Annotated in this window: 13 protein-coding genes, 1 tRNA gene and 4 pseudogenes; 11 read left to right on the plus strand and 7 right to left on the minus strand. The window is 67.5% G+C overall.

All coding sequences use genetic code 11. From position 1 onward, the window contains the following. Nucleotide 1: 1 nt before the first annotated feature. Together GAA2_RS06170 and GAA2_RS06175 are read right to left on the minus strand one after the other, a co-directional pair. Nucleotides 2-1,630 carry an MFS transporter gene (locus GAA2_RS06170; protein WP_191834819.1) on the minus strand — a complete coding sequence of 543 codons (1,629 nt, stop codon included), beginning with the start codon at nucleotides 1,628-1,630 and terminating at the stop codon, nucleotides 2-4. A 56-nt stretch (nucleotides 1,631-1,686) separates the two neighbouring features. Further along, nucleotides 1,687-2,379: a TetR/AcrR family transcriptional regulator gene (locus GAA2_RS06175; RefSeq protein WP_006436106.1), complete on the minus strand. Its 693-nt coding sequence runs from the start codon at nucleotides 2,377-2,379 to the stop codon at nucleotides 1,687-1,689. A gap of 151 nt (nucleotides 2,380-2,530) precedes the next feature. Between GAA2_RS06175 and GAA2_RS06180 the strand changes: the two genes are divergently transcribed. Next, entirely contained in the window at nucleotides 2,531-3,754 is a 1,224-nt protein-coding gene (locus tag GAA2_RS06180) for an oxygenase MpaB family protein (RefSeq protein ID WP_006436107.1), read from the plus strand. A 39-nt stretch (nucleotides 3,755-3,793) separates the two neighbouring features. Here GAA2_RS06180 and GAA2_RS06185 read toward each other — a convergent pair whose 3' ends face one another. Further along, complete coding sequence (locus GAA2_RS06185) at nucleotides 3,794-5,110, minus strand: acyltransferase (protein ID WP_006436108.1); 1,317 nt, start codon at nucleotides 5,108-5,110, stop codon at nucleotides 3,794-3,796. A gap of 252 nt (nucleotides 5,111-5,362) precedes the next feature. On the opposite strand from GAA2_RS06185, the gene GAA2_RS06190 reads away from it, so the two are divergent. Then, nucleotides 5,363-5,438, plus strand: a tRNA-Arg gene (locus GAA2_RS06190). Nucleotides 5,439-5,482: 44 nt separating this feature from the next. Here the strand turns inward: GAA2_RS06190 and GAA2_RS06195 are convergent. Further along, entirely contained in the window at nucleotides 5,483-6,445 is a 963-nt protein-coding gene (locus GAA2_RS06195; RefSeq protein ID WP_006436110.1) for a GlxA family transcriptional regulator, read from the minus strand. 82 nt (nucleotides 6,446-6,527) lie between these two features. On the opposite strand from GAA2_RS06195, the gene GAA2_RS06200 reads away from it, so the two are divergent. The 3 genes from GAA2_RS06200 to cobF are packed head-to-tail and all read left to right on the plus strand — an operon-like array spanning nucleotide 6,528 to nucleotide 8,348. Continuing rightward, complete coding sequence (locus tag GAA2_RS06200; protein ID WP_006436111.1) at nucleotides 6,528-6,743, plus strand: hypothetical protein; 216 nt, start codon at nucleotides 6,528-6,530, stop codon at nucleotides 6,741-6,743. Between the two features lie 25 nt (nucleotides 6,744-6,768). Further along, nucleotides 6,769-7,578 carry an SDR family oxidoreductase gene (locus GAA2_RS06205; protein WP_006436112.1) on the plus strand — a complete coding sequence of 270 codons (810 nt, stop codon included), beginning with the start codon at nucleotides 6,769-6,771 and terminating at the stop codon, nucleotides 7,576-7,578. A 2-nt stretch (nucleotides 7,579-7,580) separates the two neighbouring features. After that, nucleotides 7,581-8,348, plus strand: a complete 768-nt coding sequence (gene cobF / locus GAA2_RS06210; RefSeq protein ID WP_006436113.1) for a precorrin-6A synthase (deacetylating) — start codon at nucleotides 7,581-7,583, stop codon at nucleotides 8,346-8,348. Nucleotides 8,349-8,486: 138 nt separating this feature from the next. Here cobF and GAA2_RS06215 read toward each other — a convergent pair whose 3' ends face one another. Beyond that, a complete protein-coding gene (locus tag GAA2_RS06215) occupies nucleotides 8,487-9,236 on the minus strand; it encodes an ABC transporter permease (RefSeq protein ID WP_006436114.1) in 750 nt (249 codons plus the stop codon). A 10-nt stretch (nucleotides 9,237-9,246) separates the two neighbouring features. Then, the gene (locus GAA2_RS06220) at nucleotides 9,247-9,987 is read right to left on the minus strand and encodes a 3'(2'),5'-bisphosphate nucleotidase CysQ (RefSeq protein ID WP_040004697.1); all 741 of its coding nucleotides are present in this window, start codon (nucleotides 9,985-9,987) and stop codon (nucleotides 9,247-9,249) included. Between the two features lie 25 nt (nucleotides 9,988-10,012). On the opposite strand from GAA2_RS06220, the gene GAA2_RS06225 reads away from it, so the two are divergent. Next, a complete protein-coding gene (locus GAA2_RS06225) occupies nucleotides 10,013-10,903 on the plus strand; it encodes a DNA-formamidopyrimidine glycosylase family protein (RefSeq protein ID WP_006436116.1) in 891 nt (296 codons plus the stop codon). A 3-nt stretch (nucleotides 10,904-10,906) separates the two neighbouring features. After that, nucleotides 10,907-11,575, plus strand: coding sequence for a response regulator transcription factor (locus GAA2_RS06230; protein WP_006436117.1), 669 nt, complete (start codon nucleotides 10,907-10,909; stop codon nucleotides 11,573-11,575). Here GAA2_RS06230 and GAA2_RS06235 read toward each other — a convergent pair. After that, nucleotides 11,560-12,903, minus strand: coding sequence for a sensor histidine kinase (locus GAA2_RS06235; RefSeq protein ID WP_236577714.1), 1,344 nt, complete (start codon nucleotides 12,901-12,903; stop codon nucleotides 11,560-11,562). The genes GAA2_RS06230 and GAA2_RS06235 overlap by 16 nt on opposite strands. 292 nt (nucleotides 12,904-13,195) lie before the next feature. On the opposite strand from GAA2_RS06235, the pseudogene GAA2_RS23430 reads away from it, so the two are divergent. The 4 pseudogenes from GAA2_RS23430 (at nucleotide 13,196) to GAA2_RS06255 (ending at nucleotide 17,635) form a co-directional block, all read left to right on the plus strand. Further along, a pseudogene (locus GAA2_RS23430) lies at nucleotides 13,196-14,925 on the plus strand (thiamine pyrophosphate-binding protein). Then, nucleotides 14,922-15,585, plus strand: a pseudogene (locus GAA2_RS06245) (SRPBCC family protein). Before GAA2_RS23430 ends, GAA2_RS06245 begins: the two co-directional pseudogenes overlap by 4 nt. Next, nucleotides 15,582-16,605: pseudogene (locus GAA2_RS06250) on the plus strand (3-oxoacyl-ACP synthase III family protein). The pseudogenes GAA2_RS06245 and GAA2_RS06250 overlap by 4 nt, the downstream one beginning before the upstream one ends. Then, nucleotides 16,602-17,635: pseudogene (locus GAA2_RS06255) on the plus strand (pyridoxal phosphate-dependent aminotransferase). Before GAA2_RS06250 ends, GAA2_RS06255 begins: the two co-directional pseudogenes overlap by 4 nt. Nucleotides 17,636-17,642 lie beyond the last annotated feature (7 nt).

Consider the following 17,642-nt stretch of genomic DNA (forward strand, 5'->3'; position numbering starts at 1 on the left):
TTCAGGTTTTCTCCTCGGTGTCGGTGTCGGTGTCGGTGTGCGCGACGATTCGGTTCGGCAGGTGCCGTGAGAAGAGCAACGCCAGCACGAGCAGGACGAACACGATGAACAGGGCCTGCTGGATCGCGGCGATCTGCGCGTCGGCGTAGGCGTCGGACACCGCCTGCGCCGAGGCTTCCGAGCCGCCGGTGTCGAGCACCATGGTGCGTGCCTGATCCGCCGAGATTATGGGCACTCCGCTGTCGTCGACCGTCGAGACGATCTGCTGTTGCTCGCTGGCGGGGAGCGAATCGGTGTCGTCGACCGCGGAGACGAAACCCGACGACAACAGGAGGAGGAACACCGAACCAGCGACCGCGGTCCCGAATGACGAGCCGAGATTCTGGAACGTGCCCTGCAGGCCGCCGACCTCGGAGGTGTCCTTCTCCCCGACCGCGGACATGTTGACGTTTCCGAGTTGGGAGGCCAGGAGGCCGAAACCCGCTCCGACAACGAACATCCCGATGGCGAAGGTCATGCTGCGCAGGTCGACCCCCACCCCGGCGATCACGAAGAGGACGCCGACCGCCATGGTGAGCTGCCCGCCGCGGGCGATGAACCGGGCCGAACGTCGTGCGGTGAGCCACGAACCGAGGACCGAGAACAGCACGAGACCCACCGACAGCGGCAGGATCTTCACACCGGTCTGCAGGGCGTCGCGACCCAGCATCGTCTGCAGATAGACCGGCACCACGAAGAAGAGGGCGGCGATCGCGAAGTACTGCGCGAGGAACCCGCCCAGTCCGCTGCGCAACGCGGGTATCCGCAACAGTTCGACGCGGAGAAGTGGTTGCCGGCCGGAACTGGCAAGTGCGCGTTGTCGATCGACGAACAACCAGAGGACGACGACGCCGAGCAGCAACAGGTAGGCGACCGGGGACACGCCCAACGGGGCGATCTCCGAGCCGTTGATCTCCGGCGGATGCTGCGGTTTCAGCCACCCCCACGTCTTCGACTGCAGCACACCGTAGACGATGAGCGACAGGCCGCCGGCGGACGCGAGGACGCTCACCGGATCGATCCGCACGTCGCGATCGCGTTCGACGTCGTGGATCAGTCCCGCCGCGAACAGGACGATCACCATGACGACGGTTTCGGCGACGAAGACATAACGCCATGAGGCGTAGGTGGTCATCAGGCCGCCGAGCAACGGGCCGACGGCGGCGGCGAGTCCGGTCACGGCACCGAGGATCGAGAAGGCGGCGACGCGGGCCTTGCCGGTGTAGTTGATCGCGGCCAGAGAGGCGATCGCGGGGATGACGAGCACGGCCCCGAGTCCCTCGACCAGTGACCAGCCCACCATCAGGACGGCCAGGTTGGGACTCAATGCGGTGGTGAGCGAACCGATCCCGTAGATGACGGCGCCGATCTTGAAGGCCCGCACCCGGCCCATGAGGTCGCCGAGTTTGCCGCCGGTCAACATGAACGCCGCCATCGTCAAGGCGTAGAAGGTGATCGCGGCCTGCATGCCGGTGATCGACGTGCCGAGATCCGCGGCCACGACCGAGATCGACACGTTCATGACGGTGCTGTCGAGCACCATCACGAACTGCGACACCGCCAGGATGATGATGACCGACCACGAACGCATCGCGGAACTCCCCTCGGCTGGAAGTGATCTCCGCCGATTGTCCCAGCCGGACGCCGTCAGCGTGGGTGATCGAGCATCGGGACGAGGAATCGTCTCGCGATGTCGGCCAGTTGCGCGTCGTCGGTGATGTCGACGACACGACTCGGCACGGTGAGGAACGACGCCGAGATGCGCACCATCATCTCAGCCACGAGTTCGATGTCGAGATCGTCGGAGATGGTGCCCGACAACTGTTCTCGTCGTAGCTGTGCGGCCACGAACTTCTGCACGACGGACAGTAGGAGGCCGTCGTCGCCGATCATCGATTCGATGAGCATGCTCGACTCGGAGTCGGCCATGCCGCTGATCAGGGGATTGCCGGCGACCGCGCGCAGAGATCCGACAAATCCGACGACCACCCGCTCGGCGGCCGTCTGTGCGGCCGGGATGTCGGCGCGGAACTGTTCGAAGTAGCGCCGGAACTCGCGCAGCACCACCTCGTCGACCAAGGCGTCTTTGGTGGCGAACTTGCGGTAGAGGGTCACTCGCGTGACGCCCGCGTTCTTGGCGACCTTCTCCATCGGGGTCCGCTGGATGCCGAGGCGACAGAAGAGGTCGAAGGCGGCGTCGAGGAGACGTTCGGCGGTCGGATCGGACTCGGTGTCCGTCGGGTTCACCGACCCGAGGAAAGCGCGGTGGATCACCGAACTCGACGACGAGCCGACCGGCATCATGCCCGGTTCCGGGATGTCTGCGGCGGACGACGGCATCGGTGATTCCCCTTTCTGTGGCGATCGATCCGCCCGGATCAACGATCCCAAATCCGGGGATTTCGGTGTGTCTTGGATCACCCGTTGGTACAGAGGATACAAGGATACGAAGTTTGTCACATTGATACATCGGAACGGATGGGACGGGGTCATGGAAGATCTGAACAGGCGGAAGCTGCTCAAGGCCGGAGGAGTGGTCGGCGCCGCGGGTGCGGTGGCCGCGGTGGCCCCGGCGACGCCCTGGACGTGGTCACCCGCGAACTCTGTACCGGGCCGCGGTGCGGGCACCGACCCGCGGCAGCTGTGGGACGACGAGGCCGACCCGGTGATAGCGAAGGTCATCGACAGCGGTCAGGCGCCGAAGGTCAACAAGCTGTTGCGTACCTGGCACAAGAACTCGCAACCGCTGCCCGCCGGGCTGCCGTCGGAACTGCGCGACGTCATGGAGCACGCGCGACAGCTGCCGTCCTGGACCGATCAGTCCAAACTGGCCACGGCGGTGAAGTTCAACCAGAAGCGCGTTACGTACCTCGGGATCATCTACGGCTTCGCCAGCGGGATGATGAGCACCCTGATCCCGCGGGAGGCGCGGGCGGTCTACTACTCCAAGGGTGGTTGGGACCTCAAGGACCGCATCTCCAAGACAGCCAAACTCGGCTACGACATCGGCTCGCTCAACGCCTATCAGCCCGGCGGCGAGATGATCGTGACCTGTCTCAAGACCCGCATGGCACATGCCGGTGTCCGGCACCTGCTGCCCCAGTCACCGCACTGGGTGCACTCCGCGTCGGAGAACGTGCCGATCAGTCAGGCCGACATCATGGTGACGTGGCACAGCCTGCCGACGACGGTCATGCGCAACTTCCGCAAGTGGCAGGTGCCGATCGCTGCCGACGAATCGGCGGGCTTCCTGCATTCGTGGCAGATCACCGCCCACGTGCTGGGGGTCAAGGACGAGTACATCCCGGCGTCGTGGAACGCCGCCGAATCACAGGCGAAGCAGGTGCTCGACCCGATCATCGAGCCGACACCGGAGGGTCGCAAGCTCGCCGACATGCTGCTCGACCTCGGGATGAACCTGGACCTGACCCTGCTCTCGCGAGGAGTTCTGGGGGCGCTGACCCGGTTCATGCTCGGCGACAAGGCCGCCGACGGGCTGCACATCCCGCGTGAACCCGTGTGGACTCCGCTGCTGGAGACGGCGTGGACCCCGTATGTACTGGTCCGTGAAGGCCTGCTGAACGTCGGCATGCCACGCGAGGCCTATTGGATGATCGACGAATTCCTCCGGCAGTTCGTACTCTTCTACATGTCGGAACTGCGGATGCCGATCAACATCGAGATCCCGGTGTTCAACAACCCGAAGTACAAGTAGTCCGGTCACCCAGACTGGCCGACCTCGACCACGCGGCGGTCATCCCCTCTCATCCGCCGTCGAGGCCTCGACCGTCGGGGTTTCGGCCACTGCCGCCCGGTCCTGCTTCTTCTCTCGCCGCTTCGGCAGCAGGGGGAGGCGGGGCCGGGCGGTCAGCCATTTGCTGAACGGAAGACGCAGCAGGATGTCGACGAGCAACAGCGAGCTGACGAGAACGACCGCGATGAGGATCAGCGAACGCATGATCGCGCTGTGCGGGAACCATTCGAAGAGCCCGCCGAGGAAGCCGACGCGTCCGAGGATGTCGAGGATGAGTGGGTGAACGGCGAACACGCCGAACGCGCGCAGGGTCGCTTGCGAAACGAACTTCGCGGCGGCCGGCCGGCCGGCCGCGCGGCGGTCGTCCCAGACGAGACCGATCAGCCACAGCAGCGCGAACCCGCCCACGAGCCACGGCAGCGACACCGGATTCCAGGCGGTGTTCGCCTTCCACGGGACGTTGCCGGGCGAGGTCGCCAGGAGGTAGCCGGCGACGGTGAACGCCGCGCAGCCCGCGGCGACGAGCACCACGGTGGCCATGTGCTCACGCAACCACTTGTCCACCGCCTGCTGATGCTGCGCCGCGAGTACACCCATGGCGACGAACAGTGCGTACATCGGCAGCGTCTTCCACAGGTGCTGGTAGGCGAGGTCCCAGGCCGCCCCGGACGGACGCGGCAGGTACTGGTAGACGACGAACATCATGATCTGGATGACCGCGCCACCGGACAGCAGAAGCCACGGACGGTTCCGGCCGCGTTCGAAGATCCACGTGATGAGCGGGAAGAACAGATAGATCTGCATCGAGATCAGCAGGAAGTACAGCTGGTACTTCCCCTCGCCGACGAGCAGATCGTGCGCGAGTCCGGAGACCCACTCGCCGGCCGGTGGGAAGGGGTTGTCCCGGATGATCACGTGGTCGGTGATCGCGTAGATGACCGTCCACGCGAGGTAGGGCCCGATCACCAGGCCGAAGCGACGCCGCCAGAACTGCACCGGCGACATCTCGCGTCCCTGCATGCTCAGGACGAGGACGTAGAGCGTCACCGCGACGAAGCCGTAGCGGGTGAGGTGACAGAGGGTGCCGACCAGGTTGGCGCCGCGGATCTCGTCGGGTCCGCCGTTGATCGCGTTGACGCTGTGTGCGACGACCACGAAGGTGAACAGGACCACGCGGACGAAGTCGGCGGTGTGTGCGCGCGAGCGGGAGCCCCTGACCGGGGCCGTCGTCGACGGTGTCGCCGGAGTGGTCGGTCCCGAGTGGGCAGCCGTGCCGGTCTCGCTGTCGGCGGTGCGCGCCGAGCCCGCTGCGTGCACCAAAGCAAAGACCTCCCCGTTGACCAAACTGTTACCCGAACGAAGTGTACGGGCCGAATCTGGCAGGAACCTCAACGTCGGGGTGCATGAAGTGGCGACAATCACAGCCCGAATTGCCCGGTTCGCGCTTCCTGTCGACTATAGCGGCGATCGGAATCGGGTGCCGTGTGGAGATGGTGCGGTAGGCGTCGAGTGCTGACGTACACTGCCGTGTGGCGCTCGCGCGGGTCTCGCCCGTCGGCGGGTCGCTGCGCCTTCGTAGCTCAGGGGATAGAGCAACCCTCTCCTAAAGGGTAGGTCGTAGGTTCGAATCCTACCGAGGGCACCACCTGCCGTTTCATAGCTCGAAACCGCGCTGACCGCGGGTCCGAGCTATGACACGGCGGCGGACTTCGCGAAGCGACGGCGGTACACGAGCGGCGAGACGCCCACGGACGCCGCGAAGTGGTGCCGCAGCAGTGTCGCCGAGGTGAATCCGACCAACCGCGCGACCTCTTCGACGGGCGCGTCGGTGGATTCCAGCAGGTTCTTCGCGGCGAGGACGCGATGCTCGGTGAGCCATCGCCGCGGTGACACCCCGACCTCGTCGACGAATCTGCGCGCGAATGTCCGGCCGGACATGTGCATCCGTTCCGCCATGTCGTCGACGCTGATGTCACTGTCGAGGTGCTCGAGGAGCCAACTGAGCAGAGCGCCGAAACCCTCGTCGGAGCAGGAGGGCATCGGGGCGTCGACGAACTGTCGCTGACCGCCGTCACGGTGCGGCGAGACGACCATGCGGCGGGCGATCCGGTTCGCGACGCCCGGTCCCCAGGCCTCGCGTACGAGATGCAACGACGCGTCGATCCCGGCCGCGGTGCCGGCGCTGGTGGTGATGGGACCGTCGTCGACGAAGAGGACGTCGGTGTCGACCGTCGCCTTCGGGAACTGTCGCGACAATTCGTCGCCGTAGCGCCAGTGCGTGGTGCAGCGGCGACCGTCGAGCAGGCCGGCCGCGCCGGCGACGAAGGCGCCCGAGCACACGGTGAGCACGCGGCCGCCGTTGTCGACGACCGCGCGCACGGTGTCCAGGATCTCCGCGGGATAGTCGCCGTCGACCTTTCCGCCCGGGATGGCCACGAGGTCGACGTCGCGGCACTCGTCGAGGGTGTGCGAGACCTGGAGTGAGACTCCGTTGCCGACGCGCAGCGGGACCGACGGATCGGGGGAAGCGACCCGGAAGTCGAATGCGGGAACGCCGTCGTCGGTGCGGTCGAGGCCGAACACCTCGTGGATCACGCCGAACTCGAAGAGCGCGACGTTGCCGTGGAGGAGGACCCCGACCGTTGTCAGCATGACGTCAGTATGGCAGAAAATTTGTGGACATTGTCATTTGCGCCACTGTTGGCTGAAATCAAGTGCGCAGAAAATTACTGCCATGATCATCGCACTCATCGTTCTCGCCGTCCTGGCCGTGGTCGCCGCGGCGACCTTGGTGTACGTCACCCGCCGCACGCCGACCGGTCGCCGCACTCCGCTTCAGCGCTTCGCCGACTGGTGGACGCGCGATCCGCAGCGTCCCTACGGCCCCGACACCGATCGGGTCGCGGCCGAACTGAGCATTCTCACGCGTCGCTACGACCGTCTCGTCTGAAACGGGCTGCGATACCGTAGCGGGCGTGAGCTCTCAGACCGTTCTCGTCACCGGCGCGACCAGCGGCATCGGCGCCGAAGTCGCCCGCCAGTTCGTCGCCCGCGGGCATCGGGTCTACGGCACGACCCGTAACCCCGACGCCGTGCGGCACCCGATCGCCGGTGTCACCTACGTCCGCCTGGACAACGCCGACTATGACTCCGCCACCGCCTGTGCCGACCTCGTCGGTCCGGTCGACATCCTCGTCAACAACGCCGGCGAATCGCAGGCCGGCGCGCTCGAGGACACCTCGATGCAGGCCATCGAGGATCTGTTCCGCGTCAACGTGTTCGGGCCGATCGCGCTCACGAAGGCGGTTCTTCCGGGGATGCGGGAGCGGCGTCGGGGCACGGTGGTCATGGTCGGCTCGATGCTGTCGAGTTTCCCGGTCGCGTTCCGTTCCAACTACGCGGCGACCAAGTCGGCGTTGAAGGCGTTCGCGCTGGCCACCCGTCGTGAGGTCGCGCCGTACGGGATTCGCATGATCTCGGTGGAGCCGGGCACCATCGCCACCGGGATCGGTGATCGTCGGTCCATCCACGTCGGCGAGAACTCGCCGTACCGTGCCGAATACGAGACCCTCGCCGCGGCCACCCGCCGCAACGAGGACGCCGGGATCGGCGCACAGGACATGGCCACCCAGATCGTCGACGCGGCGCTCGCCGAACACCCGAAGCCGTTCTACGCCAGAGGAAACCAGGCGGGAATCGTGTTCTTCCTGCGCCGGCTCGCGCCGCGCCAGCTGATCCTGGACATGACCGCCCGGAAGCACGGCCTCCCCAAGGTGAAGATCTGACCGTGCGAATCACGCTGCGGGTCATCGGGATCGGGCCCGGCGGTCCACGCCAGGTCACACTGCAGGCCATCGACGCCATGGCCGACGTCGACGCCTTCCTCGCCCTCGAGAAGGGAACGGCCAAGAGCGGGTTGCTCGACGCGCGCCGGGTGATCCTCGATGCGCATGCGCGCGCGGGCTATACGCTCGTCGAGATCCCCGATCCGCCGCGTGATCGCACCCCGGCCGACTACGACGCCGAGGTCCGGCGCTGGCATGCGGCTCGCGCGGACCTGATCGCCGCCGCACTGCGGAACGAGGTCGGCGACGGCGGGGTCGCGGCCTTCCTGGTGTGGGGCGATCCGGCGCTCTACGACAGCACACTGCGCATCGTCGACGACCTGGCCGCCCGCGACGACCTCGAGCTCTCGATCGAGGTGATTCCCGGCGTGACCAGCGCCAGCGCACTCACCGCCGCACACGGCATCGTCGCCAACCGCGTCGGCGAACCGATCCACATCACCACCGGTCGCCGCCTCGCCGAGACACCCGCCGGCGCCGATGCCAACCAGATCGTCATGCTCGACGGCGATCTGGCCTTCCGTCACACGGCTAACCCGGACGACCACATCTGGTGGGGCGCCTACGTCGGCACCGCCGACGAGATCCTCATCAGCGGACGGGTGGGCGACGTGACCGACCGGATCGTCGAAGCTCGTGCCGAGGCGCGTGAACGCATCGGCTGGATCATGGACATCTACCTGCTGCGCAAGGCTTCCCGCCCCGCATGATCGCAGAACTGAAGTCTGAGGAACCTTCCACTTCCAGACTTCATTCCGAAGTTGCGACTTCGATCGAGGTCGCAACGTCGAAATGAGTTCTGGGAGTGAAGGAACGACCAGAAAGACCCGCCACCTTTCTGACCGACATCACAGGTCCTCTCGCGCCACCAGCTCCACCGTGACGAGCATGGCGATCGAACTGACGGCGAGCAGCGCGATGAGTACGAACAACTGCATCGCCGCGGCGGCCCACACCGACGCGCCGCCGAGCACCATGCCGACGAAGGCGCCCGGGATCGTCACCAGCCCGACGGCCCGGGTCTGATCGAGTCCGGGTATGAGAGCGGTCGCCGACGCCGGGGCGCAGATCTCGAACCGAGCGTCGCGGGGGAGAAGACCCAGCGAAAGTGCGGCCTCGACTTCACCGTGACGTGTGGTCAGCTCGTCGTGTGCGCGCCGACCGGCGAGGGAGGTGGTGACCATCGCGCCGCCGAGCAAGATGCCGGCGGTGGGGATGACCGCGATACCGCGGGCGGGCAGCACACCGACCACGACCAGCACGAGCACGATGACGATCGTCGGTGCCGCGACCGGGCCCAGGCACCGCGCGACGGTGACGAAGTCGGATTGTTTCGGACGAATGCGCCGCGCCGACGTCCAGGCCGCCGCCGCCGCCATGACCACGACGAACAGCGCGGACGCCCACAGATGCGGAATCACCACCGCCAGTACGCCCGCCAACGCGGCCAGTTGCACGACGGCCCGCAGGGTCGCCACCAAAGTGTCGGTGGCCAAACCGCTTCGGCGGTTCACCAGCACCGCGACGAGAGCGAGCACACCGATGGCGATCGCGAGGACCGGTCCGATCCGGACGACGGCGTCGCCGATTCCGTTCACACCGGCCAGTTCACCAGATCTGCTGCAGGGCCGCGAGCATGTCCTCGCGGATCTCGCGGCGGCAGATCACGAAGTCGGGCATGTAGGGGTGGCGATTGTTGTAGACGATCTCCGACCCGTCCAGGCGACTGCAGTGCAGCCCGGCCGCCAGTGCGACCCCGACCGGGGCCGCGTTGTCCCACTCATACTGGCCGCCGGCATGGACGTAGGCGTCGGCATCACCGCGGACGACGGCCATCGCCTTCGCGCCGGCCGACCCGACCGGAACCATCTGCAGGCCGAGCCGGTTGGACACGTAGCTCGTCTCGTACGAGCCGCCCCACCGCGAGGTCACCATGCGACGGGTCAGTTCGGCGCCCGGCTTCTCGACGGTGTCGGCGCGGAACAGTTCACCGGTAGCGGGCAGCGAGACCGCCGCCTCGGTGACGGTTCCGTTATCCGTCAACGCCACGTGCACAGCCCAGTCCGCGCTGCCCGCGGCGAATTCTCTTGTGCCGTCGAGCGGGTCGATGATCCACACGCGCCGGGCCGTCGCGCGGTCGCCGACGTCGGCGGCCTCCTCGGACAGAACAGCGTCGCGCGGACGGTGTTTGCGCAGGACGGTGGAGATCCACGCCTGCGCGAGAGCATCGCCGACATCGCCGAGCATGCTGCCGGCCAACAGGTCGCCATGACGAATCCCGAGGAGGATCTCCCCGGCTCCCTGGGCGATCCGGGCGGCCAGCTCGGCGTCGGAAAGTCGGGAAGTCATCCCTTTACTAGAGCACACTGGTGGCATGCCCGAGCTCCCTGAGGTGGCCGCCATCGCCGACTATGTCGACGGACGTGCAGCCGGACTCCCGATCCGGCGAGTCGATGTCGCGTCCTTGTCCGTGCTCAAGACGGCCGATCCGCCGTACACCGCGCTCACCGACCGGATCGTCGATTCGGTCGGTCGCGTGGGCAAGTACCTGGTCATCCGGACCATCCCGGGTTCGGAGGCGACGGCGCAGGAGCCGACGCTGGCGCTGGTCATCCACCTGTCGCGCGCCGGCTGGGTGCGATGGAGTGAGGACCTCTCACCCAAGCCGCTGCGCCCGGGCGGGAAGTCGCCGATCGCGCTGCGGGTGCACTGCGGTCTCCCCGGTGAGGGATTCGACGTCACCGAGGCCGGAACCCAGAAGCGTCTGGCGGTATGGCTCGTCCGCGACCTCACCGAGATCGACCGCGTCGCCGGACTCGGCCCCGACGCACTGGAACTGACCGGGGAGCAGTTCGCCGAGATCCTCGCCGGCACCACCGGGCGCGTCAAGAACGTGCTCACCGACCAGCACACCATCGCCGGGATCGGGAACGCCTACTCCGACGAGATCCTGCACACCGCGCGACTGTCGCCGTTCGCGTCGTCGAAAACTCTCAAACCCGACCAGGTGAGCGCACTCTACGACGCGATGCGCGCCGTGTTGACCGACGCCACGACTCGCCTCGAGGGGCAGACCGTCGCCCGGCTGAAGTCGGAGAAGCGCACCGGCCTCCGCGTCCACGCGCGCACCGGACTGCCGTGCCCGGTCTGCGGCGACACGGTCCGTGAGGTGTCCTTCGCCGACCGCTCCTTCCAGTACTGCCCGACCTGCCAGACCGGTGGCAAGGTGCTCGCCGACCGCCGGATGTCGCGGCTGCTGAAATGAGCGATGGTGCACGCGCTCGTCGTCGACGATGACATCAGAGCAGCCGAGACCGTCCGCCGGATACTCGTCAGTGACGGGTGGGCGGTCACCCTGGCCTTCGACGGTCCGGAAGGGCTGTGGCGGGCCACCGAGGGAAGCTACGACGTGATCATGCTCGACATCATGATGCCGGGGATGAACGGGTACCGCGTGCTCCAGAGCCTTCGTGAGCGCGGGATCTGGACCCCGGTCCTGATGCTGAGCGCGAAGGACGGTGAGTACGACCAGGCGGAGGCGCTCGACTGCGGCGCGGACGACTATCTGGTGAAGCCGTTCTCGGTCGTCGTGCTCAAGGCGCGGCTGCGGGCGCTTCTGCGTCGTGGTGCCCCGGAGCGTCCCGCGACCCTGCGCGTCGGAGACCTCTTCCTCGACCCGGCCGAACACCTCGTGCGTCGCGGCGACACCCCGATCACCCTGACACCACGCGAGTACGCGGTGCTCGAATGCCTCATCCGCCACGCCGGAACCGTCGTCTCGAAAACCGCCATCCTGCACTCGGTCTGGGACGAGAACTACGAGGGTGACCCCAACATCATCGAGGTGTACATCGGGTACCTGCGCAAGAGGATCGATCAGCCGTTCGGCGTGCACAGCATCGAGACCGTCCGCGGGGTGGGTTACCGCATCGGTTGACGAGGCGGCATCGCGAGTGCCGTGCTGACCTCGCCGTCGCCCATACCCTCCGGGAGACGACGAGCCGTCGGGAGAGAGATGACGAAGGTGACGCCGTGCGCGAACCCGGCCGGCGGGTCCTGCACGTACACCGAACCGCCGTGCGCACGGACGATCTCGCGGACGATGGACAGCCCGAGACCGGAGCCGCTGCGGTTGCGGCGATCGACATCGAGTCGGGTGAAGCGGTCGAAGATGATGTCGCGACGATCCCGCGGGATGCCCGGGCCGTCGTCGGTCACCGCGATCGACGCGATCCCGCCGGCCGGGTCGAAGTACATGTCGAACCGGACCGTCGACGCCGCGTAACGCACCGCGTTCTCGGCGAGGTTGCGGAGCGCGCGCGACAGTTTCTCCGGATCGCCCGACGTCCTGATCGGGATGATCGTGGTCGCGACTGCGGCGAGCCCCAGTGACCGGAGGCGCCACGCCTCGGCGGCGACGATGTCGTCGAGGTCGACGTCCCGGATGTGCAGCGGCACACCGTGTTCGTCGGAGCGTGCGAGCAACAGCAGATCGTCGACCATGTTCTGGAGCCGGCGGGCTTCGGGAAGAAGCAAGGTGCGGAGTGTCTGCACGTCGATCGGGGAGTCGGTGTCGTCGGCGAGGTCGAGGAGGCCGACCACTGTGGTCAACGGACTACGCATCTCGTGTGAAGCATCCCCGACGAATCGCAGCTGCGCCGCACGGCTTTGTTCGAGACGTTCGAGCATCGAGTTCATGGTCGTGGCCAGACGCGTCACCTCGTCGTCGGTGGACGGGACCGGCACGCGACGCGACAGATCCGACGCGGTGATGGCGGTGACCTGCTCGGTGATCCGCCCGACCGGGCGCAGCGCACGACCCACGAAGAACCAGATGGCGACCGCGGACAGGAGAACCAGGATCGGGAGTCCGACCGCGAGCACCAGCGCCGTGTTGATCAGACTCTGCCGGTACGCGTCCGCCGACACCGCGACGATCACGGTGTACGAGGCTCCGTCGTGCGAGGTGGCGGTGACGGTCGCGCAGAACTCCACGTCGCTGCCGGGGATCAGCCGGCCCTTCACCTGCGACGACGTCCACAGTGCCGGACGCTCCGTCGTCACCGCGTCGGCCGACGCGCCCGGTGAGGACGCCACCACGTCGCCGGTCCCGTCGATCACCTGCACGATGTCGGCCCCGGAACCCATCCCGAGCGACTCGGGGGAGATCGCCGAGATCCCGCCCTCTCGGATCTCTGCGGCGATCTCGTAAGCCCGGTAGCTCGTCTCGTCGTACATCGTCCGGCTGTCCGCGCGATTCAGCATGAACAGCATCACCGCGGCGCCGATGAGCAGAGCGATGGTGACGAGGAGGGTACCGACGATCGTGGACCGGATGCGGACTCCCTGACTCCGGCGTAGAAGAGCGGGGGGCCGGGGGAGCGCGGGGCGACCGGAGGCATGCGTGGAAAACCGGACATCGCGACTCCTCGCCGGTGCCTACCGAGACGACACCTGCTGATCACTCAGCCTAGGTCGTCATGCGTCCGCTCCGACAGTGTTCGAACGGTGTACTGCTTCAGCGGTTCTTCAGGTTCGGCGACGCAGAGTTGTTCCCATGACCTTGACCGCAGACCTCAGGCACCGGGCAACCGCCACCGGCAACGTGCGCGTCGCGACTCAGACGGTTGCCGAATACATTGTGGAACAACTGATCTCGGCGTCAATGACCCTCGGGTTCGGTGTGCACGGAGCCAACATCGAAGACCTCTACGACGCGGCGACGCGTGCGCCGGGGATGACGGCGGTCGTCGCCAAACACGAGTTCGCCGCCGGTGCGATGGCCGACGGCACCGCTCGGATGAGCGGCCGGCCCGGCGTCGTCATGACCACCTCGGGTGGTGGCGCGATGAACGTCGTCCCAGCGCTCGCCGAGGCGTACGACAGCCGGGTCCCGGTGCTCGCACTGATCGGTACCGCGCCGTCGACGCTGGTCGGCCGCGGGCCTTCCAGGACATGCTCGCGCCGCCGGACACCGTCGACATCGCCGGAGTCCTGTCGGCCGTCACGGGTTCGTGTTCGGTCGTCGGGCACGCCGACGAGGTGCCCGCTGCGCTCGCCACGGCCTTCGCCACCCTTCACCGAGGTCTGCCGGCCGCTGTCCTGCTGCCCAAGGACGTCCAGTCCGCGCCGGGCCCCGAACTGCGGCAACTGCATCCCGGGGAGTGGGTGCAGCACGGAATCGGCGTACCGGGGCCGACGCTGTTCGCCGTCGCCGACGAACTGTGCGCTCTCGCGGAATCCGATGCCCGGCTGCTCATCTGGGTGGGTGACGAGGCCTCCCGCGCGAAGGCCGGTCGACCGGTCGAAGCTCTCGCCGACGCGCTCGGTGCGGTGGTCGTCGCGGCTCCCGGCGGCCGTGACCTCCTCAGGGACGCCGACGGTTTCGCGGGCGTCACCGGTGTGATGGGACATCCGTCGGCGCATCGGGCCATCGCCGATGCGGACGCGTGCCTCGTGCTCGGGTGTCGCATGACGATGACCGATCGCGCCGGACTCGACGAGGCACTCGGACGACTCCGGTTGATCCACCTCGGCGCCGAACCGCCGCGGATGCCCGGCGACGTCGACCATGTGCCGTGTACCGACCTCGCCGCCGCGATCTCGCGACTGGCCGGTGGGGTCCGGCGACGACTCGGCCACGATCGCCCGCGCGAAGCGGTCTCCGTGACCCACCTGATCGTGCCGCCCGGCCGAGCGGGCCTGGACATGCGCACCGCGGTCGAGGAGATCGGGCGTGCGTTGCCGCCGGACACCCCCGTGTTCGCCGACGCCGGCAATGCCGGCGCCGCCGCGATCCACCACCTCCCGTGCGGCCACGGCAGATTCGTGGTGGCGCTGGGCATGGGCGGCATGGGATACGCGATCGCGGCCGGGATCGGCAACGCCATCGACTCGGCCGCCTGCGAGAAGCCGAAACGAACCGTGGTGATCGCGGGAGACGGCGCATTCTTCATGCACGGCATGGAGATCCACACCGCCGTCGAACACTCCGCGCCGGTCACCCTCGTCCTGCTCAACAACAACGCACACGCGATGTGAATCAGCCGGGAATGACTCTTCTTCCCGAACACGCCCAGTGTCAACAGGTTTCAACCCAGTGACCTGGCCGGCGGATTGGCCGCCATGTTCGACGGGCTGGTCGTCGCCCGCGCATCCGACGCCGCATCTGTACGCGCGGCAGCCACCGAGCTGCTGTCGCAATCCGGTCCGAACTGTCTCGTCGTCGACGTCGATCCCGACGAGATACCCCCGTTCGCCCCGCTCATCCCGAAAGGACAGTCATGACAGTGCTACAACCCGCCCTCTCCGACCTCGGCGAGGATGCCGCGACCCTCGCCGGTCTCGTCCGCATCGAAACCCATCCGCGGCCGGTCGCGACCCCGCTCGTGCTCGACAAGCTGCGGTCGGTGTATCCCCACGACCAGATCTACGGTGAGTTCTGCCCGGTGCAGGGCTACGTCGACGCCCCGCCCCGCGAGGTGTTCGACTGGCTCGCACACACCCGGCCGCTGGAGAATGGAGCTACAGCCTCCGCGGATTCACCGAGACCGAGGAGCCGGGATTGTGGGTCGCGCAGGACCGGTTGGGAGCCGACACCGCAATCTACGTCCGCACGGTCGCCTCGCCCGAGTCGATGACCGTCGACTATCACTGCGCGTGGGACCAGGGCCGTCACCTCTGGATGATCTACCTGATGCGGTCGTCGACGCCCAGGTGGTCTTCGACAAGCCCGGTTCCGTTGTCCTGTGGGTGAATTGCCATCACCCGTTCTACGACGAGAACCCCTTCCCGGAGACCGCTCCGCCCGAACGGCCGGTGTGGGTGGGGGACTTCTGGGACACCTTCGCCCCCGGCCATCAGATCGAACTCGACAACCTCACCGCCATCGCCGAATACCGGCACCGCAACGGCCTCCCGCTCACCCCAGAATGGATGCGATCATGACATCGAACCCCGTCAGCCTCATCGACCTCGCCACCTACCTTCCCGAGAAGGTCGTTCCCGCAGCGTATTACGCGCAGTTCGCCGAGGACGACACCCTGGCGGACAACGTGATGTTCCGCGCACCGGCATTCCGTCATCATGCTGCCGAGGGGGAGACGTCGGCAGACATGATGATCTCGGCCACGCGTGAGCTGTTCGAGCGGCACGGCGACGATTTCCTCGACGACGTCGACGTGGTCCTCACCCACAGTCAGCTGCCCGAGGTGCCCGTGCGCGGTTGCGGAGGGGAGGTGGCCCACCGTCTCGGCATGAGACCTTCGACTGTCCTCGATGTACACAACGGCGGTTGTGCGGCGTTCATCCACATGATCGATGTCGCCGCGGCGTTGCTGCGGGCCGGCGGAGGCCGCAAGGCGTTGCTCGGGTTGGCGCAGAACAGTGCAGGTCAGGTGTTCGCCCAGGAACAGGTCCGCGGCAAGGCGCAGGCCGCCATCCCGGGAGACGGTGCGGCGGTGGCCGTGCTGACCGTCGACGACGTGGATGCGAGCCCGGTCCTCGGCCTGCGTTGTCACTCGTTCGGGCAGTACTCCGGCGACATGACCGGGGTCTCCGACCCGCCCCGCAAGTACTGGGAGGCCGGACCGGGCCAGGTGCACATCGGGTTCACCCTCCAAGATCGCGAAGGTGCTCGCCCGGGGCAACCGGATGGTGCCCGAAGTCGCCATCGAGGTGGCCGACGAGATCGGCATCTCGCCGTCGGATCTCGACTGGTTCGTCACCAATCAACCCAGCCGGATCATCCTGCGCAATTGGCGTGAGGCGCTCGAACTGTCGGACAGCCATCACCCGGACACGTTCGACGAATGCGGCAACCTGTTCGCCGTGGCCATCCCGGTCACGCTTGACGCCGCCATCTCCGACGGTCGCATCGGCGAGGGCGACATCGTGATGATGGCTGCGTTCGCGCACGCCGGCGACTTCTCCGCGGCCGCCGCGCTGAGATGGGGAGGACGGCCATGAGTCCGCCGCTCGCCGGCGGCGCGTCCTGGCCACGCATCCGACTGGACCTCAACGAATCGGCCTACCCGCCGCTGACCTCGGTCGCGGCGGCGCTGCAGAACGAGATCGTCGACACCCATCGGTACCCCGACTTCCTGCCCGATCGCACGCGCGGACAGATCGCCTGCCACCTCGGTGTCGTACCCGAGCGGGTCACCGTGGGCGCGGGGGCGGCCGGAGTCGCCCTGGCAGCCTTGCAGTGCGCGGCCCGCCAGGCGGCAGAGGCCGGCGTCGCCACGCCGGCGCTGCTCACCTCGACGCCCACCTTCGACGGCTATCCGATCCTCGCGCGGATGGTCGGGATGCGCTTCGACGCAGTCGACCTCGCCGACGACGGCGCAGTCGACCTCGATCGCCTGCTCGCGGCGATCACCCCGGAGACGGTGGTGGTCGTGATCTGCTCGCCGCACAACCCGACGGGCTCGGTGGTGGACGCGGGCGACCTCAACCGGTTCCTCGGAGCGGTGCCGCCGCACGTGATCACCATCGTCGACGAGGCGTATGTGGAGTTCGGCGAGACCACGCCGGACCTGCATCGGCTGATCCGGAACCCCCGCGTAGTGGTGCTGCGGACCTTCTCCAAGGCGTACGGTCTGGCCGCACTCCGCGTCGGGTACGGAATCGGCCCCACCGAACTGATCACCGACCTGCGCGCACACGAGGTGCCCTTCGCCGTCGGCCGGGCCGCGATGGCGGCCGTCCCGGTCGCGCTCGACGCGGAACTCGAGCTGGCGCAACGAGTCCGGTCGATGAGGGGGGGAGCGGGACCGGATGGTGGACATGCTCGCGCACATGGGCTTCCGGGTGCTGCCCAGCCACGCCAACTTCGTCTTCTTCCCCGGTGCGGAGGGCGTGTCGGTCGGCCGGATGCTGTGCGGGCTCGGGGTTGCGGTGAAGGCGTGCGGCACGGCGGGAACCCGTATCGCCGTGGGCGACCGTTCCAGCCGATCAGGTCATCCGCGCCCTGCGACTCACCTCCAGGTCCGCGTAGCCGGCGG

The sequence above is a fragment of the Gordonia ajococcus genome, assembly GCF_012974285.1.
Lineage (GTDB): Bacteria > Actinomycetota > Actinomycetes > Mycobacteriales > Mycobacteriaceae > Gordonia > Gordonia amicalis.